Origin of the sequence: Sulfitobacter sp. 1A10359, assembly GCF_043558145.1 — a bacterium.
GTDB classification, from domain to species: domain Bacteria; phylum Pseudomonadota; class Alphaproteobacteria; order Rhodobacterales; family Rhodobacteraceae; genus Sulfitobacter; species Sulfitobacter faviae.
This window is the reverse complement of the sequence record NZ_JBIFGB010000004.1, coordinates 143,650-170,013: the sequence shown is the minus strand read 5'-3', so window position 1 is coordinate 170,013 and position 26,364 is coordinate 143,650. Positions and strand designations below refer to the sequence as shown.

Genomic DNA, 26,364 nt, shown 5'->3' with positions numbered 1-26,364 from the left:
AAGATGGATCAGACGATGAAACCTGCGGATCACGACCAAAAGACACTGCTGCTGACCGGTGCCAGCCGGGGCATTGGCCATGCCACGGCCAAGGCTTTCGCCGACAAGGGCTGGCGGGTGATCGGCTGTTCGCGGCAGGCGTTCTCGCCCGAATGCCCTTGGCCGGGCGGGGCGCAGGACCATGTGCAGGTCGATCTGAGTGACCCGAACCAGACGATAGAGGCGGTCGCGCAGGTCAAAAGGCTTTTGGGGGGCAACCCTTTGCATGCTCTGGTGAACAACGCGGGCGTCTCGCCCAAGGGCGAGGATGGCGCGCGGCTCAGCACGCTCGACACCGATCTGCGGACATGGGGCGAGGTGTTTCATGTGAACTTCTTCGCCTCCGTGGTGCTGGCGCGCGGGCTTCAGGATGAGCTTTCTGCCGGGCGTGGATCGGTGGTGAATGTCACCTCCATCGCCGGGTCGCGGGTGCATCCCTTTGCCGGGGCGGCCTATGCCACCTCCAAAGCAGCTCTGGCGGCGCTGACGCGCGAGATGGCCCATGATTTCGGCCCCCTCGGCGTGCGGGTCAACGCAATCGCCCCGGGCGAGGTTGAGACGGCGATCCTCAGCGAAGGCACCGATAAGATCGTGCGCGACATCCCCATGCGCCGCCTCGGCCAGCCTGATGAGGTCGCGCGGGCGATCTATTTCCTGTGCAGCGCGGAAAGCTCCTATGTCTCGGGGACCGAGATCGAGGTGAACGGCGGGCAGCACGTCTGACCGCGCGGCGCGCGACCATTCTGACAATCGCGTGATCAGCGCAGTCTTGCGCTGTCATCCCCGGCCATTAGACCTATGTACAGCCGCTCAATCAGGGCAGCTATACGCGCGCTCCCCTCAGGCAAAGCATACCCCAAGGGACACCACTTCATGATAAAATTCGAATTGAACGGGCGGCAGATCTCTGTCGACGCAGACCCGGACATGCCCCTACTGTGGGCGATCCGCGATGAAATCGGTCTTACCGGCACCAAGTTTGGCTGCGGCATCGGCGCATGCGGCGCTTGCACCGTGCATATCGACGGCACCGCGACACGGTCTTGCATCACCTATCTGGGGGACGTCGAGGGCCTGTCGGTCACCACGATTGAAGGGCTGGACGAAGAGGGCAAGCACCCGGTTCAAGAAGCATGGCGCAACCTGCGCGTACCGCAATGCGGTTACTGCCAGTCGGGCCAGATCATGCAGGCGGCGTCTTTGTTGAAAGACACGCCCAACCCCAGCGACGAAGACATCGACGCGGTGATGACCGGCAACCTCTGCCGCTGCATGACCTATCCGCGCATCCGCCAAGCCGTGCGCGACGCCGCAACCGCAATGGGAGGCTCCGACAATGGCTAATCTGATGTCCCGCCTGAAAGGCTCCGACGCGCAACCGCAGATGACCCGCCGCGGGTTTCTGGTGTCGATGACCGCCGCTGGCGTTGCCTTTGGCTTCCCGCAGGCGTCGAATGCCGCGATGAACCCTGCCGTGCCCGATGGCACGCCGATCGCGCCCAATGGCCAGCCCTTTGAGCCGTCGATGTGGTACTGGATCGACGCCGAAGGTCAGGTCAACGTCAACATCATTCGCGCCGAGATGGGCCAGCACGTCGGCACTGCCATCGCGCGTATTTTGGCGGATGAGCTGGAAGTGGCATGGGAAGATGTTCACATCACCCACGTCGATACGGCTGAGAAATGGGGCCTGATGGTCACCGGCGGAAGCTGGTCGATCTGGCAAAGCTGGCCGATCTACCGTCAGGCGGGTGCCGCCGGGCGCACCGCGCTGATCGAAGCGGCGGCGGCCAAATGGGGCGTCGATCCCGCCGGTCTGACCGCGCGCGACGGGGCCGTGACCGATGGCACGCAGAGCATCAGCTATGGCGATCTGGTGGCCGAAGGGCTTGACCGCAGCTTTACCGAAGACGAACTGGCGGCCCTGCCGCTGAAACCCCATGCCGATCTGCGGCTCGTGGGGCAGGACGTGCATCCGCTTGATCTGGACACGAAAACCACCGGTCAGGCGATCTATGGTCTGGATGCCAAGGTCGATGGCATGGTCTACGGCGTGCCGATGCTGCCGCCGACGCGCTATGGCTCTAAGGTCAATTCCGTCGATGACAGCGCCGCGAAAGAGGTCAAAGGCTATCTTGAGACCGTGGTGCTGGACGATCCCTCGGGCACCGTGCCGGGCTGGGTCGTGGTGCTGGGCAAAACGCTCCACGCCGCGCGGATGGCCACCTATGAGATCAGCGTCGATTGGACGGCGGGCGAGACGGCGGATGTCTCCGAAGACGATATCCAAGCCCGCTCACGCGAATTGATCGACAGCGATGCCGGGTCGATCCTGCATACCGAGCAGCCCGAGACCGGCGCCGCCTTCGATGCCGCCGCCGAGACGCTAGAGGCCGAATACACCACGCAATCCGTGCTGCACTTCCAGATGGAGCCGGTCAACGCGACCGTCTTTCAAAACGCCGATGGCGTTTGGGAGACCCATGCAGGCAACCAGTGGCAATCGCTGATCCTGCCGACACTAGCGGCCGCGCTGGAGGTGCCCGCAGACAAGATCGTGATGCGCAGCTATATGCTGGGCGGTGGCTTTGGCCGGCGTCTGAACGGCGATTACATTGTGCCCGCCGCGCTGGCCTCCAAGGCCGTGGGCAAGCCGGTGAAACTGGTCTTCTCCCGCGAGGAAGATGCTCAATTCGACAGCATCCGCTCGCCTTCGGTGCAAAAGCTGCGCATGGCTTTCGATGAGGGCAAGGCCATCACCGGGATGGAGCATCACGCCGCCGCCGGTTGGCCGACGCAGGTGATGGCACCGGGCTTCATGCCCAAGGGCGTCAACGAAGAACCCTATGACCCCTTTGCCATCGACGGCGCGGATCACTGGTATTCTGTCGGAGCGCATCGCGTGCGGGCGATCTCGAACGATCTGGCCAATGCAACCTTCCGCCCCGGTTGGCTGCGCTCGGTCGGGCCGGGCTGGACCAACTTCGCCGTGGAAAGCTTCATGGATGAGGCGGCGCATAAAGTCGGCGCGGATCCGTTGCAGTTCCGCCTGGATCACCTGAAGGCCGAGGGTCTCAACGCAGGTTCCGCCCCCAATGCGGTGGGCGGAGCATCGCGGCAAGCGGCTGTTTTGCAGCGCGTGGCCGAGATGTCAGGCTATGGCCAGACGGAGTTGCCCGAGGGCACGGCAATCGGGATCGCCACCACCTTTGGCCAGTCGCGCACCATGCCGACTTGGACCGCCGCCGCCGTCAAACTGGCGGTGGATGCCGAAACCGGTGACGTCGCGGTTGAGAAGATGTGGCTGGCCTTCGATTGCGGCACTGTGGTCGACCCCGACGGCGCGCGCGCGCAATGCGAGGGCGCAGCGCTCTGGGGTCTGTCCATGGCTCTGCATGAGGGCACGCGGATTGAAGACGGCAATGTCGTCGACCTGAACCTTGGGTCTTACACGCCGCTGCGGATGGTCGATGTGCCTCAGATCGAGGTCGCTTTCGTCGAGAGCACGGAAGTGCCCGTGGGTCTTGGAGAGCCGGGCACCACGGTCATCGCCCCGGCGATTGCCAATGCGATCTTCAACGCCAATGGGGCGCGGGTGCGTCATCTGCCGATCACTGGCGATGCGATTCTTGCGGCGCTGGAAAACTGATAGGAGAAGGCGGGCGCGGCATGTCGCGCCCGCCTTCCATTTGGTCTGATGGCGCCGGCTAGTGAGGCGGGCTGCGCATTCGCTGGGCAGCGCGGCGGCTGCCTAAATTCAACGGCTGAAATTTTGAGTATTAACGCTTAAAAACTTAGAAAATCGCCCATTGCGCCATAATTCTGACAGGTTTCGAACAATAATCTAAACGGGCTATCTGGGCTCCTTTGCGGGCGGGTGCGAAGGACGATCTGTGGCACCTACCGAGACATATGAACAACGCGTCGCCGCGACGCGAAAGCGCTTTATCGAAGGGATGCCGGAGCGGTTGCAGGCCGTGGCCGATGCGCTGCGCGAGACGGATGGCGCTGACCCGCGCGAGACCAAGGCGCGCAAGGTCCACCGCATGCTGCACGATCTGGCTGGCAATGCCGCGATGCTGGAATATGCCGAGATCGAAGATCGCCTACGCAAGGGGCTGCGCGTCGCCGAAGATGCCGATGAATCCTCCGCGCCCTTGTCGACCGATGACATTCGTATAATTGAAACGGCTCTGGCCGATGCCCGCAGTGTCACTGAAGAAATTTAAGAGAGCCTATCCATGAAGTATCCCGCAATCGGTTTGTTGGCGGCCCTGCTGCCGTTTCAAGTTCACGCCCAAACGGCCCAGGGTGAGGATGCGGCGAACGCCCCCACGGAGCAGGTCCAAGAAGGGCTGATCGCGCGGACCTTCGATTTGGCGGAGCTTGGCTTTCAAAATGGTCTGTCCTTCCGGCAGCTGTCGGGCAATGCGACGATCTATATCCCGCTGCCCAACCCGGATGCGCTAAGTTCGGGCAGCTTGCAGCTTGAGCTTGAACATGCCTCCACCACCGAGGTGGATCGCTATTTGCAGGTCTCGGTCGCGGGCCGCCCGGTGTTGTCGCAGGCGCTGCCTGATGGGGCAGGGCGCCTGAGCGTTCCGGTGCCGCTCAGCCCCGAAGACGTGTCGGGCGGGTTCATCGCCGTGGGCCTGTCCTATTCCGGGGCTTTCAGCGATCGGGTCTGCGTGGACGAACGCGCTTCGGGCGATTTTCTTGAGATCACGGCGGCTTCTTCCGTGACCTTGCAATTGGACCCGTCTGAGATCGACACATCGGCGGCATTCGCCGGGCTGCGCCCTGCGGACACGCGTCTGGCCATCGGGGGCAACGACTCCCTCGCCGCCTTGGCCGCTGCGACCCGCGCCGCTGCGCTGTTTGACGCTGAGGCCGGGCGGCTGACCTTTGGCGGCGACGGGGCCAGCACATCGGGCGCATGGTCCGAAGGGGCCATCGAACTGGACGTGACCAACTCGGGCGTGGCGAGCGAGATGGCCGTGGACAATCAAGCGGGCCTGCCCGTCTTGAACCTGCGCGGCAGCGATCCGCAGGTGGGGCTGTGGCAACTGGTCTCGGAATGGTCGCCCCTGTCGAACGAAGGCGCGACCGTGGTCGATGTGGCCGGGGGACCGGCCCGCTTTGACGACCGTTTGCCGCTGTCGGCGCTGGAGGGCGACCTCACCCCGCGTCCCGTGGTCTCGACCGAAGACTTCTTCGTGCCGTTCCAATCCTCCGACCTTCCGGCGGGCAAGGGCGTGTCTGGCGTGAACCTGCATGTCGCCGCAGCGCTTGATCCCGAAGGGCGGGGGGCGACGGCCTCGGTCTTTCTGAATGACACGCTGCTGGGCAACCGCCCGCTTGACAGTGGCCGTCCAGAGCAGTTGACCTTTTCAGTTCCGAGCGGCCTGCTGGGCCGGGATAACCTGCTGCGCGTGTCGATCCAGCGCCAGCCCTCGGGCGGCGAGTGCCGGTTCAAACCGCAGGGCTATCCGGCGCAAATCCTTCCCGGCAGCGCCTTGCTGCTTTCAGATTCCACAGCGCAGGATCGGGACTTCTTTACCCTGCGACAGGAATTCGCCGATGGCGTTCAGGTCGTGCTCGACCCCGCGCTTTCGCTTGATTTCGCGCAGACCCTGCCGTGGCTTGCGGGCGTTGCGGGCAGTGTGATCCCGGACCGCGCGCCTATCCTGCCGCGCGCCTCGGTCGACGCGCTTGAGGGGGACGAGCCCTTCTTTGTGATCTCTGACCAGAACCCCGGCGATGCAGAGCCACTGATCACCTTCGATCAGGGCCGGATCGAGGTGCGCGACCGTCAAGACAACCTGATCTATTCGGGCGAAGACCTGTCGCGGCTTGGCGTGGTGCAGATCGTCACCCGGGGCGACACCCGTGGCCTGTGGCTGCGTCCGGGCAATGGCCCTGCACCAGAGCTGACGCCCGAACGCCCCATGGTGTTGGACCGCGGCGATCTGGCGCTGATCGGGCAGGAGGGGGTGATCCTTGCCACCGCCACCGACCGCAGCCCGCTCGTTGATGTCGTCTACCCCGACCGCACCAGCCTTGCACAGATGCTGGCCAAATACCGCCCCTGGATCGTGGGGGCCATCTGGGTGCTGGTGACACTGCTTGTGCTGATCGTGTTCCAGCGCGTCTACCGTGCGCGTCGCGGCAAAGACGAGACGTAAGCCACCGTGCCGTTGGATGCCGAAAGCGAAGCCATTGGTTCGTTGCTGCTTGACCGTGGCGCGCTGACGGCGGAACAGCTCGACGCGGCAGAGGATCTGGCCGAGGAGTGGAATGTCTCTCTGGTCAAGGTTCTTCTGTCGCGGCGCTGGCTGACCACGCAGACACTCTACCGCGAGATCGCCTTTTACCACGGGCTGGCGCTGGTCGATCTGATCGAAGACCGCGCCGATGACGATCTGATCCGCCAGTATGATCCGGTGGTGATGAACCAATTTATGACGGTGCCGATTGGCCGGGCAGAGGATGGCACGCTGACGGTCGCCACCTCGCGCCCCGGCCCGCGCACGCTGCTGCATATCCGCGAGGTCTATGGCTCTGGCGTGACCATCGTCGTGGCCTCGCATTTCGATGTGTCATGGCAGTTGCAACGCGCCTTCCGCGAGAAACATTCGCATGAGGCGGTCTTTGCGCTGGCCGAGCTTGACCCCGATATGTCGGCGCAGAACGTCGTGACCCCGCCGCAGATTTTGGTGATCTACCTCATGATCTCGGCGCTGCTGCTGGGGCTGGCCTTTGCCCCCGTGGTCACGCTGATCGTGCTGAACGTCCTGCTGACGGTGTTCTACACCGGCAACTTCCTGTTCAAAGCGCTGCTGGTCTGGCTCGGCGGCGCTGCACAAGAGACTTCATCGCGGGCCATCGCGGCCGAGGCATCGCTGCTGCGCGACGAAGACCTGCCGATCTATACCGTGCTGGTGCCGATGTTCCGCGAGCCCGAGGTGCTGCCGATCCTTGCCCAAGCGCTGCGCAACCTCGACTATCCGCTGGCCAAGCTCGACATCAAGATCGTGCTGGAAGAGGGCGACCACGAGACCATCGACGCTGCGCGCAAGCTCGACCTCGAAGGCGTGTTCGAGATCATCCGCGTCCCGGCCTCCCATCCGCAGACCAAACCCAAAGCCTGCAACTTTGCGCTGCGCTATGCGCAGGGTGATTTCCTCGTAATCTTCGACGCCGAGGATAAGCCCGAACCGGATCAGTTGAAAAAGGTAATCGCCGCCTTCAACCAATCCGCGCCCAATACCGCCTGTATCCAGTGCCGTTTGAACTATTACAACGCGCGGGAGAACTGGCTGACGCGGATGTTCACGCTGGACTATTCGCTGTGGTTCGACCTGATGCTGCCGGGGTTGGAGCGTTTGGGCGTGCCGATCCCGCTGGGCGGCACTTCGAACCACTTCCGCATGGACGTGCTGCGCGAATTGAATGCATGGGATCCCTTCAACGTGACCGAGGACGCCGATCTGGGCATTCGTCTGACGCAGAAGGGCTACCGCGTGGGCGTCATCGATTCCACGACCTTTGAAGAGGCCAATGTCTCGATCCCGAACTGGGTGCGCCAGCGCTCGCGCTGGATCAAGGGCTATATGCAGACCTTTCTCGTCCACAGCCGCAGACCCATTCACCTGTGGCAATCGGTCGGGGCGGCGGGCGTCTTTGGCTTTGTCTTCTTCATCGGGGGCACGGTGCTCTCGGGTCTGTTGAACCCGGTCTTCTGGTCGATCTTCGCCATCTGGCTGATCTTCGGCACCGAGGTGATTACCCCCTATTTCCCGCTCCCGGTGCTGTACCTGTCGCTGGTCAACCTACTGGCGGGCAACGGGTTGCTGATCTACCTTACGATGGTCGCGCCCTTTAGGCGCAGATGGACCGATCTGGCGCCTTGGGGGATCACCGTGGTGGGCTATTGGGTGCTGATGACCGTGGCCTCTTACAAGGCGCTGTCGCAGTTAATCTTTAACCCGTTCTATTGGGAAAAGACCCAGCACGGCCTGTCCAAACACACCGCTAATGAGGTCGCCGAAGCCAGTGCCGAAGCGACGGAGGCCGCGCAATGATCCGCGCCGCCTCATGGTCTTTCGGCTTTGTCGCGCTGGCGCTGCTGCTTTTGCTCACCCTCGGCTGGACTGAGGCGCATGGCTTCCTGTCGATGGACGTGACCGACCTCTGGGCCAAATCAATCGTACAGATCGAGGGGCCGGCGCAGTTCAAGGCAAGCGATGCTTTCTACCCGCCCGTGCCCTATGCGCTGTCGCTTTTGGGGCAGGCGGTCTTGCCCGACACGCAGGTGCCGGTGCCCTTCGTGCTTTCCGCGCTGGTGGGGGCAGGGCTGTTGGTCCTGTGGTTCCTCAACCTGCGCGATACGGGCGGCTTTTCGGGCATGACCTCGGCGCTGGTGGTGCTGCTTTTGGCGCTGAACCCGTTTTTCCTGCGCGCCTTGGCCGATGGGCCAGAGACGATGTTTTGCATCTTGGGCACATGGCTTTTCGCGCGCGGGATCGTCAATCTGCGCCTCACGGGCAACGCGCCGGATATGATGAAAGTGGCCGTGGGGCTTTTGGTGGTGGCCCTATCGGACAGCTATGGCCTGATGCTCTGCCTCGGGGCGATGCCCTTCATGATCGTCGCGGCACGGCCCAGCATGATCGCGGTCTCCTCGACCGGCTATCTGGTGGCGATGTTCTATCCCGTGGCCGCCGCCGTGGGGGCGCTGATGTTCGTCAGCATGATCTTCGACAGCCGCCTGATCCCGCTTTTGTCGGAAAGTGCCACGCCGCTGACCTTGGGGGAGCATCTGGTCATTCTGGCCGGGCTGGGCCCGGCGGCCCTTATCGCGATCCTGCGCAATATCATGGTCCCGCGTCTGTTCATGCCGCTCTTGGCAGCGGTCGGGGCGGTGCTGGGCGGCTATACGCTTAACGTCTTTTTCCATGTCGAAGGCGACCCGGCCATGGCGCTGGCGCCCATGCTGGGGGTCTTGGTCGCCGCGATCCGCTTTTGGCCGAACCTGTCCTTGCGTGAGCCGATTGCCATCGCGCTGTTGGCGCTGTCGCTGCTGACCTCGGCGGTTGTGATGCGCCATGTCGCCCATGACGAAACCCGCGCTTGGACCAACGCGATGCTCGGCGCGGAAAACGCAGCGTCCCGCCCCGCGCGAGAGGTCGTTTCATTCTTGCGCGACAAGTCTGATATTATGGTAGATGTTGAGAGAAACCCCGAGATCGTCGTCGGTCTGGGGAATATCGACCGGCTGGTGATCGCCGGAGAGCCTGCCTACGACTGGGCGCTTGAGGGGGGCGTGCCGCGCACAAGGTACATCGTGGTCCCGCAACAGGCGGAAGGGCAGGCCACAGCAGACAGAATTCTGCGCAGGTTCCCGCAGCTGAAGCAATCGCAGATGCCGGGGTATGAGGAGGTTTTTCAAAACAGCCGTTGGCGTGTTTTTGAAAGAGTTAACGAGTGGAATTAAAATCATGAGCCCACGAATTATCGCAGTCGACGATTCGGATATCGCGCAGGATTTTATCAGCGCGACGCTTTCGGAGCTTGGCTTTGACGATGTCGTCAGTTTCATCGATCCGCGCAGTGCACTCGACGCGATCGAAAGCGATGAGGCCACGGCGGACCTGATCCTGATGGACATAATGATGCCCGATATCGATGGTATCGAGCTTTGCGCCCGTATCCGTGCCTTGGACAGATGGAGCGATGTGCCGATCATTATGCTGACCAGCCGAACAGACATGGGGTCTCTCTCCGAAGCCTTCATGGCGGGGGCCAACGACTATGTCACGAAACCCTTCAACCGGATCGAGCTTCAGGCCCGCATGCGCAGTTGCTTGCGTCTGAAATCCGAGTTGGATCGCCGCCGTTTGGGCGAAAACCGCAGCGCGCGCCGCCGTGCCGCGCCGGGCGTGTCCGAGGCCACGGTGCCCAGCCTTTTGGGCAGCAAATCCGGGTTTCAGGGGCATCTCATGTCGCTGTCGCCCGCGATGCAAAAAAACCTCGGCCTGATCGTCTTTCGCATTGATGGCGACCGTGACCAATCCGATGCGGCGCGCGCGCAGCGGCAAGAGCTTCAGCGCCGCGTGGCCGGGCTTTTCGGCAAGGTCGAAATCCCCGCGCAGGACGGGTTCGCCCATTGGGAGGATGATCTTTTCGTCTATGGCGCGCTCCACGCGGATCGCGCCCAGCTTGAAGCGCGGGCGCAGCAGTTTATCTCAGCCGTGGCTGAGGCCTCGGCCACCGTGAAAGAAGGCTGGACCTCGCGGCCTTTGAGCGTCAGCGCTTGCGTCGTGCCGCCCTCGGACGCGGCTGTCGCCACCTCGCTCGCGCGGGGCATTCAAGGCGTCGAAAGTGCTGGAATAACAAGCGCGCCGGGCAGCATCTGCCTTGCCACCAAGGACATAGGACACCAAGCCGAGAATGGTCAGCACTGAGCCCACCAACAAAGCTGATGCGAAACCGTCTTCGCGCGCGCAGACCCTGTTCTGGGCGCTGATTTCGGCTGCCGTTCTGATCTATTTCGTGGGGCTCGCGGTCCTGACCTGGTCGGACTACAAACGCGCCACGACCCGGGCAGAGGTGGAGCTTGAGCATTTCGCGGAGCTTTACGAGCAGGCGGTCGATGCCTCTCTCTCGGTTGCGAATGTGCGGATGTGGGGGCTGATTGATGAGCTGTCGACCGCGCGCCTGAGCGACCCCGAGCAGTTCGAGGCGCAATACGGTGATCTGATGAATGTCGCCGTGCAGGAGACCGAGCAGGTCGGTGCGCTTGTGCTGATCGGCGCCGATGGGGTCGTGCTTTGGGCCACCGTGAAACCGCTCATGGGGCAGTACCTTGGGGACCGGGCCTATTTTCAGGCGGCGATTGGTCTTGATGTGGATGAATACACGGTCGGGGTGCCCATCGTGTCGCGGGCCACAGGGCGGCGGCTGACCCCGATTGCATGGCCCTTGATCGGCATGGATGGCCGGTCGCGCGGGGTCTTGGCGTCTTCGCTGGGCGAGGATTACTACTCGCAATTGCTGGCAATAGATGGGTTGCAACAGGACATGTATGTCGAGGTGGTGACCTCCAACGGAGAGCGGGCCTTTGTTTCGGGGCGGCCTCCACGCGACCCCGATACGCCCGTGTTCCGCGCCCGCAAGGAGATCCCGGCGCTGGACCTCTATATCGACGTGACGCGCAGCAAGCCGGCGGTGCTGCAAAATTACTGGCAGCGCACCTTGGTTTTCGTGGGGCTTGCCACGATCCTGTTCCTGACGGTGATCAACGCGGCGATCCGCGCGCGGCGGCAGTCGACCCAATTGGCGCAGGCCCTGCGCACTTCCGAACGGCACCGCGAACGGATCCGCGTGGCGCAGAGCGAATTTGACGCGATCTTTGAGAATGTCGGCGACGGGCTGATCGTCTATAACGACAACAACAAGCTGCACCGCTCCAACCGCAAGGCGCGTGAGTTGATGGGCGTGTCCTCAGATATCGAAGCCGTGCAAAAGCTGCGCGGCATGGTCCCGCCCTTTTCGCAGATGGACGAAGACGTCGCCGTTCATCGCATTCAGATCACCACCGCCGAGAACGAGAGCGTTGCGGTGCAATGCCGGGTGATGAAGCTGCATCTGCATGGGGATTACATCGCCTATAACGTGCTTCAGGACATTTCTGCCGAAGAGCGGCTGGTGGCGGCGCGCACGGCCTTTGTCACCTCGGTCAATCACGAGCTGCGCACGCCGCTCACGTCCCTCGCCGGGTCGCTCGAAATCCTGCATGACCGCTTTGGCGACAGCATGCCAAAGAACGCGGGCAAGCTGTTGTCGATGGCCACCCGCAATGCCGACCGGCTGTTGGTACTGGTCAATGATATCTTGACCCTTCAGGCGATCGACCAACGCCAACTCAGCATCCAGACTGAGCGGGTCGCGGTGTCGGAGGTGCTGTCGGAAGCCATCGCGGCCAACACCGGCTATGGGGTAAACCGCGACGTGCAACTCAACATCCACACAGGCCCCGACGCGGCGCAGGAAGCCTATGTGCGGGTCGATACCGTGCGCATGCAGCAAATCTTCTCCAACCTCATTTCCAACGCGGTGAAATATACCCCGCGCGGCGGCACGGTAAAAATCGGTGCCGAGGTGGACGACCAGTGGGTCACGTTCTATGTCTGCGATGCGGGGCCGGGCATCCCAAGAGCCGCCCATGATCGTATGTTCAAAAGGTTCGCTGACCCTGTGCACTCTCGCGAAAACCAAGCGAATGGGACGGGGCTGGGGCTGGCCATCACGCGGGAGCTGGTGTTGCGACAAGACGGCGATGTGAGCTTTGAGACACGCTCGGAAGAAGACGGCGATGAGAACCCCGGCACCACGTTCTATGTGCGTTTCGCCCGGGATACAGACGCGGCGCCCAAGCAGGGGGCATCGGCATGAGAGTGTTGTTCGTCGATGACGAGGATGACATCCGCGAGTTGATCGAGTTTGCGATCATGACCGAAGATGACATCGAACCGAGCTTCGCGGCGACTGGGCTCGACGCGATTGCTACGATGGAAACGCAGGCGTTCGACGTGATCATGCTGGATGTGATGATGCCGCCCCCCGATGGTATGGAGGTGCTGCGCTGTGCGCGGGCCAATGCGGATTTGGACGACACGAAAATCGTCATGTGCACCGCCAAAACCTCGCCCGAGTCGGAGAGGAAGTTTCGCGACCTCGGGGCAGATCACATTCTGCACAAACCGTTCAAACCGCTGAAGCTCGCGGATTTCATTCGGTCGATCGTTTAATACCTCATCGCTCAGCCTTTTGCGGCTTTAAACACGCGGAACTTACCATGCGCAAAACAGCGAAAATGTCTTCTGATCTCACGCGGCGGTTCTTGCCCCGGCTTGTTGTCTTCTCGGCCATCGGTACCATCGCCCTCCCGGCAAGTGAGGTGGCATCGGCGGCGTGGCCGCGGGGCGAAGACAAAAGCTTTGTCACCCTGTCCTATGAGACCACTGCAGACGGCCCCGACTTTGGCGATTTCGGCGCGTTTTACTACGAATACGGGGTGACCGAGAAACTGACTTTCGGCCTCGACATCGGCAAGACCCAGAGTGCGGGGCAGGTCAGCGCCATTGCCTTTCTGCGCTATCCGCTTGAGCTCTCGGGCGGGGACAATGTTTTCGCCGCCGAAGTCGGTCTTGGCTGGGCCGAACGGGATGGCAGCGCGGTGGCGGCTCTGCGGCCCGGCCTGTCTTGGGGGCGTCCGGTATCGGGGGCTTGGGGCAGCGGCTGGCTGGGGGTGGAAAGCACCTTTGCGATCTACGAAGACGGCGAAACACTGGGCAAGATCGACAGCAGCTTCGGCATCAACCACGAGAGTGGCAACCTGTCGATTTTCAAGCTGGAGTTCGCGGCCCCGTCAGACGGGGATGAGACACTGGCCTTTGCGCCGTCGCATGTGATCAAGGTCTCGGAAAACAGCTTCCTGGAACTGGGCCTGTCGCATGAATTCACCGACGCTGTGGCCAAGGTCAAAGTCGGGGTTTGGCACAGCTTCTGACGCGCTTCGGGTCTGCTCAATCCCGCCAATCGGGGCGGTTGCCGAGGTGGGCAATCAGAAAGTCGATGAAATACCGCGTCTTGGGCGTTAGCACGTTTGAGCGCGGATAGACCAGCCAAAGCACCGACCGGTCGTTCATCCGCCAGCCCGGCAATAGCCGCAGCAATCGGCCCGAAGCAAGCTCGTCCGACACGCTCCAAAGCGAGTTGATCGAGATGCCAGCCCCCGCGAGGGTCGCTTCGCGTTGCGCATCGCCATCGTCCATGATCACGCGGCAGGTCATCTCATGCGGGTCGAGCGTGGCGGCTTCGCCCTCCGGCCCGATCAGCGCGCGGGGCTCAAGATCACCCCAAGCGATCAGGTGATGATCCCGCAGCGCGGCGGGGGTCTGGGGCAAACCGTGGGCCGCCACATAAGACGGCGCGGCGCAAAGAACGCGGGTGTCATCGGCCAGCTTGCGCCCCCGCAGGCTGCTGTCGGTCAAGGGCGCGCTGCGCAGGGCAAGGTCAAAACTGCCTTCGATCGCGTCGAACCGGGTGTCGGAGAGGCGCAGATCGAGGGTGAGCTCGGGGTAGGTTTCGTGGAATTCCGGCAACAGCGGCATGATGTGACGCTGGGCAAAGCTGCTGGGGGCGGCGAAACGCAGGATGCCCTTGGGCCCCGCCTTGGTCCCGCCCAGAATGGCCCGCGCGGCATCGGCTTGCGCCAATATCTCGCGCGCATAGGGCAGAAAGTCCGACCCATCGAGCGATAGCGAGACCTTCCGCGTCGTGCGCCGCAAAAGCTCAACCCCGAGTTCTTGTTCCAGCTTGGCCAAACGCGCACTGGCGACTGCCGGGGCCATCCCCAAAGCGCGCCCGGCGGCTGAGATGTTCAGCCGTTCGGCAGCCATGACGAAAAGGCGAAGGTTGTCGATATCCATGGGCCGCGGTCCTTGCTGCGGATCATCCGCCGGGTCAGCATATAGGGTTCGGTATTATATTCAATAACGGGAAACTGAACTCAAGTTTCATCCGATTATCTGTCGCGCCATGTTGGCCTATCTCTGTCTCAACGCAATGTTAACGGGAGATAGACCGATGAAATCCATGACCCTCACCAGCTATGGCGCAGAGGCGCCTTTTGTCGAAGCCGATTTGCCACGCCCCTTGGCCACCCCCGGCCATGTGGTGCTGCGCGTCAAGGCGACCAGCGTGAACACCATCGACACGATGATCAAGAACGCGGGCAAAGACCTGCCTCTGTCGCCTGACCTGCCTGCCGTTCTGGGCATGGATTTCGCCGGGGTGATCGAAGAGATTGGCGAAGGTGTCACCGGGTTCGCCGTGGGCGACGAAGTCTACGGCTGCGCCGGTGGTCTGGCCGATTTGCAAGGGGCTTTGGCTGAATTCATGCGCGCCGACGCGCGGCTCATTGCCCATAAACCCAAGTCGCTGTCGATGCGCGAGGCGGCGGCCCTTCCGCTGGTCGGCATCACCGCTTGGGAAGGGCTGCACCGCGCAGGCGTCGCAGCCGGGCAGAAGGTGCTGGTCCAAGGCGGCGCGGGCGGCGTGGGCCATCTGGCGGTGCAACTGGCAAAGCATATGGGGGCCGAGGTTTCCTCGACCGGCACCGGGGATGACCAGATGGCGGTGATCGAGGGCTATGGCGCGCGGGCCATCGACTTCAAAGCCGAGAAGATCGAAGACTATGTGGCAGCCCATACTGCGGGCTGCGGCTTTGATACGGTCTTCGACACTGTGGGCGGGGCCAATCTGCCGAACTCTTTCGCCGCCGCCGCGCTGAACGGTCATGTGGTGACGACCGTGGCCCTGTCGGAGATCGACCTGACCCCGGCGCATTTCAGCGGCCTGTCCTTGCATGTGGTCTTCATGCTTTTGCCGATGCTGCATGACGTGAACCGCGCGGTTCATGGGGAAATCCTTAGCAATCTCGCCACACTGGTCGATGAGGGGGCGGTGAAGCCGCTGCTCGACGAAAAGACCTTTGATCTGAGCGCGGTTGGCGATGCCTATGCGCGGCTGCAAAGCGGACAGGCGATCGGCAAGGTTGTGGTCGACGTCTAAGTCAGGCCGAACACTGATTAATATCACGCCCCGCTGCGCCGCCCGCGCGGCGGGGCTTTGACGGCCTGCCCCTTCCCTCAATCACTGCCGCTGGCGCACAACTGCCAAAGAATGCGCCATTGACCCAACGGTAGGCCGCCTCTTTCTCTCTCATCCCCGGTTTCACGGCAAATTCGGACTTGCCTCTGCCTGTCAGTGTACAGTTAATTGGCCGGACAAGCTGAATACAGCGGCGGCGCGGGCACCCTGTGCCGACGCCCGTTAAGAGCAACCAAGGGAGAGAGACATGAAATTCACCGCAATCCTCGCCGCAAGCACCATTCTGGCAGGCGCTGCCGCCGCTCAGGACATGGATAAATCCGACTGGCCGAGCAGCTTCACCGTGGGCACGGCCAGCCAAGGCGGCACCTACTTCGCCTATGGTTCGGGCTGGGCGAACCTTGTGGCCAAGGAACTGGGCCTGACCGGCGGCGGCGAAGTCACCGGCGGCCCGATGCAGAACATGGCGCTGGTCCACACCGGCGAGGCGGCCTTCGGCATGACCACAATGGGCCCGGCGGCGGAATCGCTGGCCGGCACCAACCCCATCGCCCCCGGTTTGGAAATGACCCAAGCCTGCGCGATGTTCCCGATGTATCAGACACCCTTCTCCGTGACCGCGCTGTCGTCCTCGGGCATCTCCTCGGTCGCCGACATTCCGGCAGGTGCCAAGATCGGCTTTGGTCCGGCGGGCTCCACCTCGGACACCTATTTCCCGCGCATGATGGACACGCTCGGCGTCGAGTATGAGCGCCGCAACGGCGGTTGGACCGATCTGGGCGGGCAGTTGCAGGACGGTCTGCTGGACGTGATCGCCTTTGCTGCCGGTGTGCCGGTGCCTGCGGTCAGCCAGCTTGAGGTGCAGACGGATGTGAACATCATCGAGTTCACCGAGGAAGAGCAGGCCAAACTGCTCGAAGAGTTCCCGGTGTCCGAGTTCACCATCGACGCCAGCACCTACACCACGCTGGAAGAGGGCGCGCGTTCGGTCTCCATGTGGAACTTCGCGATTGCCAACTGCGATCTGCCGGAATCCTTCGTCAAAGCGGCTGTGGATGTCGTCATGTCCGACAATGAGCGGATGAAAGGCATTCACAAGGCGGCGGCTTCGACCCTGCCTGAGAACTGGGAGAAGAACACCGTTCTGAAATGGCACCCCGGTGCGGCAGCTTGGTTCAAAGAGAACGCGGATGCCGATATTTCCGACGATATGATCTACAGCAACTAAGCGAACGCCTAGACAAACTTGCATGCCGTCCCTAATCGGGGCGGCATCTTGCCATCATCCCGCCTGATTGTCGGGACAGATCCCGCGCAGATATCGGGAAAGGAAGCCTCCATGACAGACCAGCATAGCGCCGCCGATCCGCAGGGCCCGATTGTCGCCGAAGGGGTCGATGACGAACCGGTAGAAAGCAACCGTCGCATATTCACCGGTCGCACCTATCTGGTTGTTGCGGCCATGTCGGCGATCTATGCCTTCTTTCACATGGCAGCACTCAACGGCATGTCGATCGGAGAACTGACCGGCATCCGCATCCCGCTTTTGCCGACCTTCCCGATGGAGACGTGGAATTTCCGCATCGTGCACATCGCGGGTGCGCTGATCCTTGGCTTTACCCTCTATTCCGCCCGCGCATTTGTGGATGAGGGCAAGGGGCAGGGCCGTCATCCGCTGGATTTCGTGGCATGGGCCGCGATGATCCCGGCGCTTTATTCGATTTGGACCGCGTGGAGCATTGCCAGCCAGATCGCTGGCGGCACCCAGTGGAACGGCATGAGCCCCGAGTTCAAGACCCTCGAAATCTATCACTATGGCCTGCCGCTGGTGGCGGCGACGGCCATCGGCATCGTCGTGGGTTGGCTGCGCGGACGCGAGCGGGGGCAGGTTTCGCCGGCGGACCTGTTGCTGTCTATCTGCGGTGTGGCCGTGGCGATTTACCTGATCACCATGTATGGCACCTTGATGCGCAACTCGACGGGCACGCCCTTTGCGCCCATCGGTATCTCTATTGCCGCAGTCGCGGGCACCGCGCTGATCATGGAGCTGACGCGCCGCGTGGCGGGGCTTGCGCTTATCGTGATTTCGGGTGTCTTTCTGGTCTATGTCTTCGTGGGGGACATGCTGCCGGGCTTTCTGAACGCGCCCAACATCCAGTGGACCCGCTTCTTTAGCCAAGTCTACACCGATGCGGGTATTCTGGGGCCGACCACGGCGGTGTCGTCGACCTATATCATCCTCTTCATCATCTTCGCGGCCTTCCTTCAGGCATCGAAGGTGGGGGACTATTTCGTCAACTTCGCCTTTGCCGCGGCGGGCCGCTCCCGCGGGGGCCCGGCCAAGGTCGCGATCTTTGCCTCGGGTCTTATGGGGATGATCAACGGCACCTCGGCGGGCAATGTGGTGGCGACAGGCTCGCTGACCATTCCGCTGATGAAAAAGGTGGGCTACCCGGCCCGGACCGCAGGCGCGGTCGAAGCCGCCGCCTCGACCGGGGGGCAAATCATGCCGCCGATCATGGGGGCGGGCGCCTTCATCATGGCCGAGATCACGGGCATCCCCTACACCGATATTGCCGTGGCGGCGATCATCCCGGCGGTGCTCTATTTCGTGTCGATCTACTTCATGGTGGATTTCGAAGCGGCCAAGCTGGGCATGCGCGGGATGCGTTCCGAGGAACTGCCCAAGCTCAAGGACATGCTGCGCCGGGTGTTTTTGTTCATTCCGATCATCATCCTGATCTATGCGCTTTTCATGGGCTATTCGATCATCCGCGCAGGCACGCTGGCGACGGCGGCAGCGGCGGTGGTGTCGTGGTTCACGCCCTTCCGCATGGGGCCGCGCAGCATCGTCAAAGCCTTTGACCTGGCCGGGATCATGTCGATCCAGATCATCGCGGTCTGCGCCTGTGCGGGCATCATCGTGGGTGTCATCAGCCTGACCGGTGTCGGCGCGCGTTTCTCTTCCGTGCTGCTGGGGCTGGCGGAGGCGAGCCAATTCCTCGCCCTGTTCTTTGCAATGTGTATTGCCATTCTGCTCGGCATGGGCATGCCCACCACGGCGGCCTATGCGGTGGCGGCTTCGGTCGTGGCGCCGGGGCTGGTGCAACTGGGCATTCCGCTGCTGACGGCGCATTTCTTTGTCTTCTACTTCGCCGTCGTCTCGGCCATCACGCCCCCCGTGGCGCTGGCGAGCTATGCCGCGGCGGGGATTTCGGGCGCCAACCCGATGGAGACTTCGGTCGCCTCCTTCAAGATCGGCATCTCGGCCTTCATCGTGCCCTTCATGTTTTTCTACAATGGCGCGATCCTGATGGACGGCACGTGGTTCGAGGTGATCCGCGCCGGTGTCACGGCGATCTTCGGGGTCTATCTGCTGTCTTCGGGCATGCAGGGCTGGTTCGCGGGCAGCGGGGCGGCTTGGTTCATCCGGCTGGGTCTGATCCTCGCGGCGCTTTGCATGATCGCGGGCGGTCTGATGACCGACCTCATCGGCATCGCAGTGGCGGCGGTGATCTTTGCCGTACAGTGGAAGTTCCGCCCCGCCGCCGACGCGCAGATCGCGGTACATGGCAGCGACTGATCCGTGATTGATCCATGTCCCGGCCCTTTGGGGCCGGGGCCGCCCGTTTGAGTCAACGCTCCCTGTTGCATCTGGGCCAAGCCGCGCCTAGGGTCCGCGCGATCCTTCCGGGCGGTTAATATGTTCGCTATCTTTCTGGCCATCGCGCCGGTCTTCGCGCTGATCCTCATGGGCTATGGCCTGCGCCGGGGCGGTATCCCTTCGACCAAGTTCTGGAACCTGAATGACCGGCTGGTCTATTGGGTGCTGATGCCCGCGCTGTTCTTTGCCAAGATCTCGGCGGCGGACCTCAGTGGTGGCTTGGGCGACTATGCCCTGCTGCTCTACGCTGGGTTCTTTGCAGCGATCTTTTGCGGCTGGCTCTTCGGTCGGGCCTATGCCGCGCCACAGGGCAGTTCGCTGATGCAGGGCAGCGCGCGGTTCAACACATTCATCGGCCTCGCGATTGCCGAAGCCGTTTTTGGCACGGCAGGGCTACAGATTGCCGTTCTGGGTTCGGCCCTGCTGGTGCCGGTGGTGAATGTGACGGTGGTGACGTTGATGACCCGGCAGTTGGGCGGCGGCGGCAAATCTATCCTTAAAGGCTTGGTCAAGAACCCGCTGATCCTCGGCATCCTGGCAGGCGTGCTCTTTAACTTCGCGGGGCTGCACCATGTGCCCGTCTTGCATGAAAGCGCGCGCATTTTGGGGGATGCGGCGCTGCCGATCATGCTGCTTTGCGTCGGCGCCAACCTGCGGCTGCGCGGGCTGTCGGGCTCGGTTTCGGTCATCGGCCTGTCGATCATCGGCAAACATCTGGTGAACCCGCTGGCGGTGCTGCTGGCCGCGCTGGTGCTGAACCCGGCGCCGCTGACGCTGCAAATCGCGCTGATCTTCGCGGCCCTGCCGACGGGGGTGGCCAGCTATACGCTGGCGCGTGAGATGCGCGGCGATGCGCCCTTGATGGCCGCAATCATCACCACGCAGACGCTGCTCAGCTTTTTCACCCTGCCGCTCACGCTCTATCTCGGCAGTCTGATCTCCGCGCCCTAGAGCGCGCTCCATGCGCGAAACGCGATTGTGATCTGCGCGGGCTGCATGGTCGCTGATTTACAGGTTGACATATTTGGTTCGAATGTCCAATTGCGCCTTGACCAATGCCAAGGAGCCCGCATGACCGAACTTGAAAAGACCGTGCTTGACGCTGCGCTGCATGTCTTTTCCCGCTATGGGGTCAAGCGCACCAGCATGGGCGATCTGTGCGAAGAGGCCGGTGTTTCGCGCCAGACCCTCTACAATCGGTTTCGCAACAAGGACGACATTCTTCGAGGGCTCATCGCGCGCTATACCGAACTGGCGCTGGAAGAGATTGCCGAAGAGATGCCCAATGCGCCCGATCTGGCGGCGCAGCTCGATCTTATTTTCGATCGGATGGTGGTGCGCGGCTATGACACGATGCAGGCGATGCCCAATGCGCAGGATTTCATCGCCGGGGCCAATGCCGTCAGCCAAGAGGCGCTGCAATGTTCCGCCGGGCGCTTTCGCGACGTGATCGCTAAGGTGCTGATGCCCTATGAGGCGGCGATCACCCGCAATGGCTTGAGTGTCGAGGCGCTGGCCGATTTCATCCAACGTTCCGCCAAGGCCGCTGGCATGCATGCGCTGGACCGTGACCATTTTCTCGCGCAGCTGCGCACCCTCAAACAACTTAGTCTGACCGCCGCCCTTGGGCCCGTGCCGGATGCTATTCATAAGGAAGACTGACCATGGCCAAATGGCTTGTTGAGACGACGCGCGGGACCGGCGCGGGGCGGGTGTTGGGATTTGCGCTGGCCTTGGCCGCCGGCGTCGCCGCGCCGATGGTGGCTGCCGCCGAAATGCCGGTGGTAAAGCTGCAAACGGTCAAGGTCAGCGACGCCGAGGTTGAGCGTGTGTTCTTTGGCAAGGTGGTTGCACGTGAAACCGTGGACCTCGCCTTTCAAGTCGGCGGTCAGATCGAGGAATTCCCGGTCGAAGAGGGGGCCACGGTCAGTGAAGATACGGTCGTCGCTCGGATGGATCTGGAGCCATTTCAACTGGCGCTAGAGCAGGCGCAGGCCAATGACGCGCAGGCGCGCCGGACGATGGAGCGTTATCAAAAGCTCGCCGGGTCTTCGGTGGCCGAAGTCAATTTGCAAGATGCGGAAACCGCCGTGACGGTCAACGATATCGCCGTGCGTAACGCCGAGCGCGACCTTGAGAACGCAACCCTCCATGCGCCCTTCGATGCGATTGTCGCCTCGCGGTTGGTGCCCAATTACTCGACCGTCAGCGCGGGCACGCCGGTGGTGCGCCTGCATGACATGTCTGAGTTGCGGGTCGAGATCGACGTGCCCGAAACCCTGTTTCTGCGGGCAGGCCGCGACCCCAGCGTGCGGTTCATGGCCAAGTTCCCGGCCAACGCCAATACCTACCCCATGCAGATCCGCGAATACAACGCCGAGACGGCGGATGTCGGCCAGACCTATAGCATCACCCTTGGGGCGGAATTGCCCGAAGATTTCATGCCGCTGCCCGGCGCCTCGGTCGAGGTGCGCGCCACGCTGAACATCGGCGGGTCGAGCATCATCGTGCCCGACACCGCCATCGTGGTCGGCAATGACCGCGGCACCTATGTCATGGTCTTTGACCCCACCGGCGCGCGCGAAGGCACCGTGACCCGCACCGCGGTTGAGATCACCCCCACCGCGCGCGGCGATGTCAAAGTCGAAGCCGGGCTATCCGATGGGCAAGAGATCGTGGTGAGCGGCGCAAGCCAGCTTGAAGACGGTGCCGCCGTGCGCCGCTTCGTCGGTTTCGGAGACTGAGCGCATGGATATCGCACGTCTGTCGATCAACCGCCCGATCTATACTTGGATCATCATGCTGACCTGTCTTTTGGGCGGTATCTGGGGTTTCGCGACCCTTGGCCGTCTCGAAGATCCGGCATTTACCATCAAAACCGCCGTGGTCGTGACCCAATACCCCGGTGCCTCTGCCGAAGAGGTCGCACTTGAGGTGACCGAACCGCTGGAATCGCAAATTCAGAAGATGTCCGAGATCAAGGACATCGAATCCATGAACCAGCCCGGCCTGTCGTGGATCACGGTCAATATGCAGGACACCTTTGACGGGTCCGAACTGCCGGAAATTTGGACCAAACTGCGCAACCGCGTGAATGAGGCAGCCTTGCCGAGCGGGGCGACACAGCCCTATGTGAACGACGGTTTCGGCGATGTTTACGGGCTTTACTACGCCGTGACGGCTGAGGGCTATTCCGACGCCGAGGTCAACGAGCTCTCCAGCTATCTGCGGCGGGAATTGCTGCTGGTGGATGGCGTGTCGGATGTGGCGCTTTCGGGCCTGCCCAATGAAGTCATCTATGTCGAACCGCAACTTGCGCTGAGCACCACGCTCGGCATTCCGCCCTCGGCCATTGTCGGCGCGGTATCGAGCGCGAATGAGATCGTCGACGGCGGCGCCATTCAGGACGAAGACGGGCGCACCCTGATCCAGCGGCCCGAAGGCTCTGACAGCGTGTCCGAGATCGCCGCCCTGTCGGTGGGTGTTGGCGGTCAGGTGATCAACCTTGCCGATGTGACCAACATCTACCGCACCCGCGAGGCGAACCCCGATCTGGTGATCCGCCACAACGGGCAGGAGGCCTTTACCCTCGGGGTGGCCGGGATCGCGACCGAGAATATCGTCGATATCGGCAAGCGGGTGGACGACAAGCTTGCGCAGCTGCGCGAATCGCTGCCCTTGGGCATCTCGATTGAATCCATCTACCGCCAGCACGCGGTGGTCGAAGAGGCGTCGAACGCCTTTTTGCTGAACCTCGCCATGTCCGTCGCCATCGTTGTGGCCGTGCTGGCCGTCTTCATGGGCTGGCGCGCGGCGGTGGTCGTGGGTTCCACCCTGTTGCTGACGGTGGTGGGGACGCTCTTTTTCATGGCGCTCGGCGCGATTGAGATGGAGCGTATCTCACTCGGGGCGTTGATCATCGCGATGGGGATGCTGGTCGATAACGCCATCGTTGTGGCCGAGGGGATGCAGATCTCCATGCAGCAGGGCAAAAGCTCGCGCGAAGCGGCGACCGAGGCGGCGAGCAAGACACAGATCCCGCTTTTGGGGGCGACCGTCATCGGCATCATGGCTTTCGCCGGGATCGGGCTGAGCCCCGATGCCACGGGTGAATTCCTCTTCTCGCTCTTTGCCGTGATCGCGATTTCGCTGCTGCTGTCTTGGGTGCTGGCCATCACCGCCACGCCGCTTTTGGGGCACTACTTTTTCAAACGCGGCGTCGAAGGTGGGGCTGGCGGCTATGACGGGGCGATCTTCAAGGGCTATGCCGCCGTGCTGCGTGCCTCGCTCAAGCTGCGCTGGCTGGTGATCGTGGCGCTGATTGCCGGGACGGCGGTGTGTTATGCCCTCTTTGGTCAGATCAAGCAGCAGTTCTTCCCCGACAGCAACACGCCGCTCTACTTCGTGCATTACAAGCTGCCCCAAGGGTCGTCGATCCATCAGACCTCCAACGATCTGGCTGTGCTCGAAGACTGGCTGGTGGCGCGGGACAATGTCGAAGACGTGACCTCCTACGCGGGGCAGGGCGCGGCGCGTTTCATGCTGACCTATCAGGCCGAAGACCCCAACCCCAGCTATGGGCATCTGATCGTCCGGGTGTCTTCGCTTGAGGTGATCCAAGACGAGATGAACGCGCTTGAGGCCTTCGCCGCCGATGCGGTTCCGCAAGGGGAGTTCCGGGCCAAGCGCTTGGCCTTTGGCCCCGGCGGCGGTGCCCCGATCGAGGTGCGCTTCTCGGGCCGCGATCCCAATGTGCTGCGCGATCTCGCGGATGAGGCGATGGACCGGATGCAGGCGGCGTCGGACAATATCATCACCCCGCGTCAGGACTGGCGCGAGCGTGAATTGGTGCTGCGTCCGATCTATGCCGAAGAACGCGCGCAGGACGCAGGCATCTCGCGGACCGAAATCACCGAGACCCTCAAATTCGCCACCGAAGGCACCAGCGGCGGCACCTTCCGCGAGCGGGATCGTCAGATTCCCATCGTGATCCGCGCCCCGCAGGATGCCGATTTGGCGCTGACGGACCATGTGATCTATGCGCAAAACACCAACGCGCTGGTCCCGATGGAGCAGGTGATCGACGGTTTCCGGTTCGAGCCGCAGGACACGCTGCTCTACCGTCGCGATCGGGCCGATGTGATCACCGTGGGCGCGGATATCCCGCGCGGCGTCACGGCGGCGCAGGTGCAGGCCGAGGTGCAGGAAACCATCGAGGCGATGGAAATTCCCGAAGGCTATGCCATGGAATGGGGGGGCGAGTTGGAAAGCGCGGGAGAGGCGCAGGCCGCCTTGGGCAAGCAGTTGCCCTTCAGCATCATCATCATGGTTCTGATCTCGGTCCTGCTGTTCAACGCGCTGAAACAGCCGATCATCATTTGGCTCTTGGTGCCGATGGCGGTGAACGGGGTCAGTCTGGCGCTTTTGGGGACGGGTCTGCCCTTCACCTTTACCGCGCTTCTGGGGCTCTTGTCGCTCTCGGGGATGTTGATCAAGAACGGCATCGTGCTGGTCGAAGAAATCGACCTCACCCGCGCCGCCGATCCGACGATGGATCTGAAAGAGGCCATCGTTACCGCTTCGACCTCGCGTCTGCGTCCGGTCTTCCTTGCCGCTGCGACGACCATTCTGGGGATGCTGCCGCTGTTGTCAGATGCCTTTTTCCAATCGATGGCGGCGACGATCATGGGCGGGCTGGCCTTTGCCTCGGTCCTGACGCTGATCGCGGCACCGGTGCTCTACTTCCTTTTCTTCAAGCGCAGCGCCGCGCGGGAGGCGGAGGCTGCCCGCGCCGCCTGACCGGCGCGTGGCGGCAAGGCAAAGGGCGCGTTCGGTCACTCCGGGCGCGCCCTTTGTCGTACTCGGGGCGGTAAAAATTCCGTGCCGCCGTGCAATCCCGCCTTGGTTTCGCGAAAATGCCAGCTACCTTACCGTTTTCAAACGGCATGTCGCCGTGTCAGGCCATTGTTTCAAGGAGTTCTCGCCCATGGGTCCCCGCATTCTTTCCACTGCCGTAGCCGCTGGCCTTGCCGCCGCTTTGGCCTCTGCCGCCTCGGCTGAGATCACCGTATCGTCGAAGATCGACACCGAAGGCGGCCTGTTGGGCAACGTCATCGCACTGGCGCTCGAAGATGCGGGTCTGCCGGTTGAACGCCGTCTGCAACTCGGCGGCACGCAGGTCGTGCGCGAAGCGATCCTGTCGGACCAGATCGACATTTACCCCGAATACACCGGCAACGCGGCCTTCTTCTTTAACGAAGCGGAAAGCGATGTTTGGAAAGACGCGGCCAAGGCCCATGCCCGCGCCAAGGAATTGGACGGCGGTGAGAATAACGTCACTTGGCTCGACTCCGCACCGGCCAACAACACTTGGGCCATCGCCGTGACCGGCCCGGTGGCCGAGGAAAATGACCTCACCACCATGTCAGATTTCGGCGCATGGGTGGCCGAGGGTGGTGAGGTGAAGCTCGCCGCCTCGACCGAATTCGTGTCCTCTCCGGCTGTTTTGCCCGCGATGCAGGAAACCTATGGTTTCGAGCTGAGCCAAGACCAGACCGTGATCCTGTCGGGCGGCGACACGGCGGCGACCATTCAGGCGGCGGCGCGTGGCACATCGGGCGTGAACGCGGCGATGGTTTACGGCACCGATGGCGGCGTGGGGGCCACGGGGCTGGTGGTGATGGAAGACGACAAGGGCGTGCAGCCGGTCTATGAACCCGCCCCCATCGTCCGCGCCGAGGTGTTGGAGGAATACCCCCAGATCGCCGAAGTGCTGAACCCGATCTTCTCCGGGCTCGACATGGCGACGCTGCAAAAGCTGAACGGTCGGATTCAAGTCGGCGGGGAGCCGGCGGAAGCCGTGGCACGCTCCTATCTGACCGAGACCGGGGTGCTGGACTGATCTCCGCCGCCCGCACAATAACTGGCCCCGGCGCAGGGATTTCTGCGCCGGGGCTTTTGTTCGCTGTGCTGGGCGCGGCAGC

Annotated in this window: 20 protein-coding genes; 19 read left to right on the top strand and 1 reads right to left on the bottom strand. The window is 62.6% G+C overall.

The features are described from left to right. Positions 1–3: 3 nt before the first annotated feature. The 11 genes from ACGYK2_RS12075 to ACGYK2_RS12025 all read left to right on the top strand — a co-directional run bounded on the left by ACGYK2_RS12075 (position 4) and on the right by ACGYK2_RS12025 (position 13,612). Entirely contained in the window at positions 4–762 is a 759-nt protein-coding gene (locus ACGYK2_RS12075) for an SDR family NAD(P)-dependent oxidoreductase (protein ID WP_271689237.1), read from the top strand. Between the two features lie 150 nt (positions 763–912). Further along, positions 913–1,383 carry a (2Fe-2S)-binding protein gene (locus tag ACGYK2_RS12070; protein ID WP_067268082.1) on the top strand — a complete coding sequence of 157 codons (471 nt, stop codon included), beginning with the start codon at positions 913–915 and terminating at the stop codon, positions 1,381–1,383. A 4-nt stretch (positions 1,384–1,387) separates the two neighbouring features. Next, on the top strand, positions 1,388–3,688 hold the full coding sequence (locus ACGYK2_RS12065; protein ID WP_271689238.1) for a xanthine dehydrogenase family protein molybdopterin-binding subunit: 2,301 nt from the start codon (positions 1,388–1,390) through the stop codon (positions 3,686–3,688). Between the two features lie 244 nt (positions 3,689–3,932). Continuing rightward, entirely contained in the window at positions 3,933–4,268 is a 336-nt protein-coding gene (locus ACGYK2_RS12060) for an Hpt domain-containing protein (protein WP_271689239.1), read from the top strand. Positions 4,269–4,280: 12 nt separating this feature from the next. After that, positions 4,281–6,224, top strand: a complete 1,944-nt coding sequence (locus tag ACGYK2_RS12055) for a cellulose biosynthesis cyclic di-GMP-binding regulatory protein BcsB (RefSeq protein ID WP_271689240.1) — start codon at positions 4,281–4,283, stop codon at positions 6,222–6,224. 6 nt (positions 6,225–6,230) lie between these two features. Further along, the gene (locus ACGYK2_RS12050; protein ID WP_271689241.1) at positions 6,231–8,123 is read left to right on the top strand and encodes a glycosyltransferase family 2 protein; all 1,893 of its coding nucleotides are present in this window, start codon (positions 6,231–6,233) and stop codon (positions 8,121–8,123) included. Beyond that, the gene (locus ACGYK2_RS12045; RefSeq protein ID WP_271689242.1) at positions 8,120–9,535 is read left to right on the top strand and encodes a hypothetical protein; all 1,416 of its coding nucleotides are present in this window, start codon (positions 8,120–8,122) and stop codon (positions 9,533–9,535) included. Before ACGYK2_RS12050 ends, ACGYK2_RS12045 begins: the two co-directional genes overlap by 4 nt. 4 nt (positions 9,536–9,539) lie before the next feature. After that, a complete protein-coding gene (locus ACGYK2_RS12040; RefSeq protein WP_271689243.1) occupies positions 9,540–10,505 on the top strand; it encodes a PleD family two-component system response regulator in 966 nt (321 codons plus the stop codon). Beyond that, positions 10,492–12,495 (top strand): ATP-binding protein, encoded by a 2,004-nt coding sequence (locus tag ACGYK2_RS12035; protein WP_394374301.1) that lies wholly within the window; start codon positions 10,492–10,494, stop codon positions 12,493–12,495. Before ACGYK2_RS12040 ends, ACGYK2_RS12035 begins: the two co-directional genes overlap by 14 nt. After that, the gene (locus ACGYK2_RS12030) at positions 12,492–12,851 is read left to right on the top strand and encodes a response regulator (RefSeq protein ID WP_394374300.1); all 360 of its coding nucleotides are present in this window, start codon (positions 12,492–12,494) and stop codon (positions 12,849–12,851) included. The genes ACGYK2_RS12035 and ACGYK2_RS12030 overlap by 4 nt, the downstream gene beginning before the upstream one ends. A 65-nt stretch (positions 12,852–12,916) precedes the next feature. Then, positions 12,917–13,612, top strand: a complete 696-nt coding sequence (locus ACGYK2_RS12025) for a hypothetical protein (protein WP_271689247.1) — start codon at positions 12,917–12,919, stop codon at positions 13,610–13,612. A 16-nt stretch (positions 13,613–13,628) separates the two neighbouring features. Here the strand turns inward: ACGYK2_RS12025 and ACGYK2_RS12020 are convergent, their stop codons facing one another. After that, complete coding sequence (locus tag ACGYK2_RS12020; RefSeq protein ID WP_271689248.1) at positions 13,629–14,534, bottom strand: LysR family transcriptional regulator; 906 nt, start codon at positions 14,532–14,534, stop codon at positions 13,629–13,631. A 157-nt stretch (positions 14,535–14,691) separates the two neighbouring features. Here ACGYK2_RS12020 and ACGYK2_RS12015 point away from each other — a divergent pair, with 157 nt between their 5' ends. The 8 genes from ACGYK2_RS12015 (at position 14,692) to ACGYK2_RS11980 (ending at position 26,282) form a co-directional block, all read left to right on the top strand. Next, positions 14,692–15,678, top strand: a complete 987-nt coding sequence (locus ACGYK2_RS12015; protein ID WP_271689249.1) for a zinc-dependent alcohol dehydrogenase family protein — start codon at positions 14,692–14,694, stop codon at positions 15,676–15,678. A gap of 286 nt (positions 15,679–15,964) precedes the next feature. Continuing rightward, positions 15,965–16,945, top strand: coding sequence for a TAXI family TRAP transporter solute-binding subunit (locus ACGYK2_RS12010; RefSeq protein WP_271689250.1), 981 nt, complete (start codon positions 15,965–15,967; stop codon positions 16,943–16,945). 111 nt (positions 16,946–17,056) lie between these two features. Then, positions 17,057–19,300 carry a TRAP transporter permease gene (locus ACGYK2_RS12005; RefSeq protein ID WP_271689251.1) on the top strand — a complete coding sequence of 748 codons (2,244 nt, stop codon included), beginning with the start codon at positions 17,057–17,059 and terminating at the stop codon, positions 19,298–19,300. 120 nt (positions 19,301–19,420) lie between these two features. Next, positions 19,421–20,332, top strand: coding sequence for an AEC family transporter (locus ACGYK2_RS12000; protein ID WP_271689252.1), 912 nt, complete (start codon positions 19,421–19,423; stop codon positions 20,330–20,332). 120 nt (positions 20,333–20,452) lie between these two features. Next, the gene (locus tag ACGYK2_RS11995; protein ID WP_271689253.1) at positions 20,453–21,043 is read left to right on the top strand and encodes a TetR/AcrR family transcriptional regulator; all 591 of its coding nucleotides are present in this window, start codon (positions 20,453–20,455) and stop codon (positions 21,041–21,043) included. Between the two features lie 2 nt (positions 21,044–21,045). Then, the gene (locus tag ACGYK2_RS11990; RefSeq protein ID WP_271689254.1) at positions 21,046–22,125 is read left to right on the top strand and encodes an efflux RND transporter periplasmic adaptor subunit; all 1,080 of its coding nucleotides are present in this window, start codon (positions 21,046–21,048) and stop codon (positions 22,123–22,125) included. Positions 22,126–22,129: 4 nt separating this feature from the next. After that, entirely contained in the window at positions 22,130–25,180 is a 3,051-nt protein-coding gene (locus ACGYK2_RS11985) for an efflux RND transporter permease subunit (RefSeq protein ID WP_271689255.1), read from the top strand. 187 nt (positions 25,181–25,367) lie between these two features. Beyond that, complete coding sequence (locus tag ACGYK2_RS11980) at positions 25,368–26,282, top strand: ABC transporter substrate-binding protein (RefSeq protein WP_271689256.1); 915 nt, start codon at positions 25,368–25,370, stop codon at positions 26,280–26,282. Positions 26,283–26,364 lie beyond the last annotated feature (82 nt).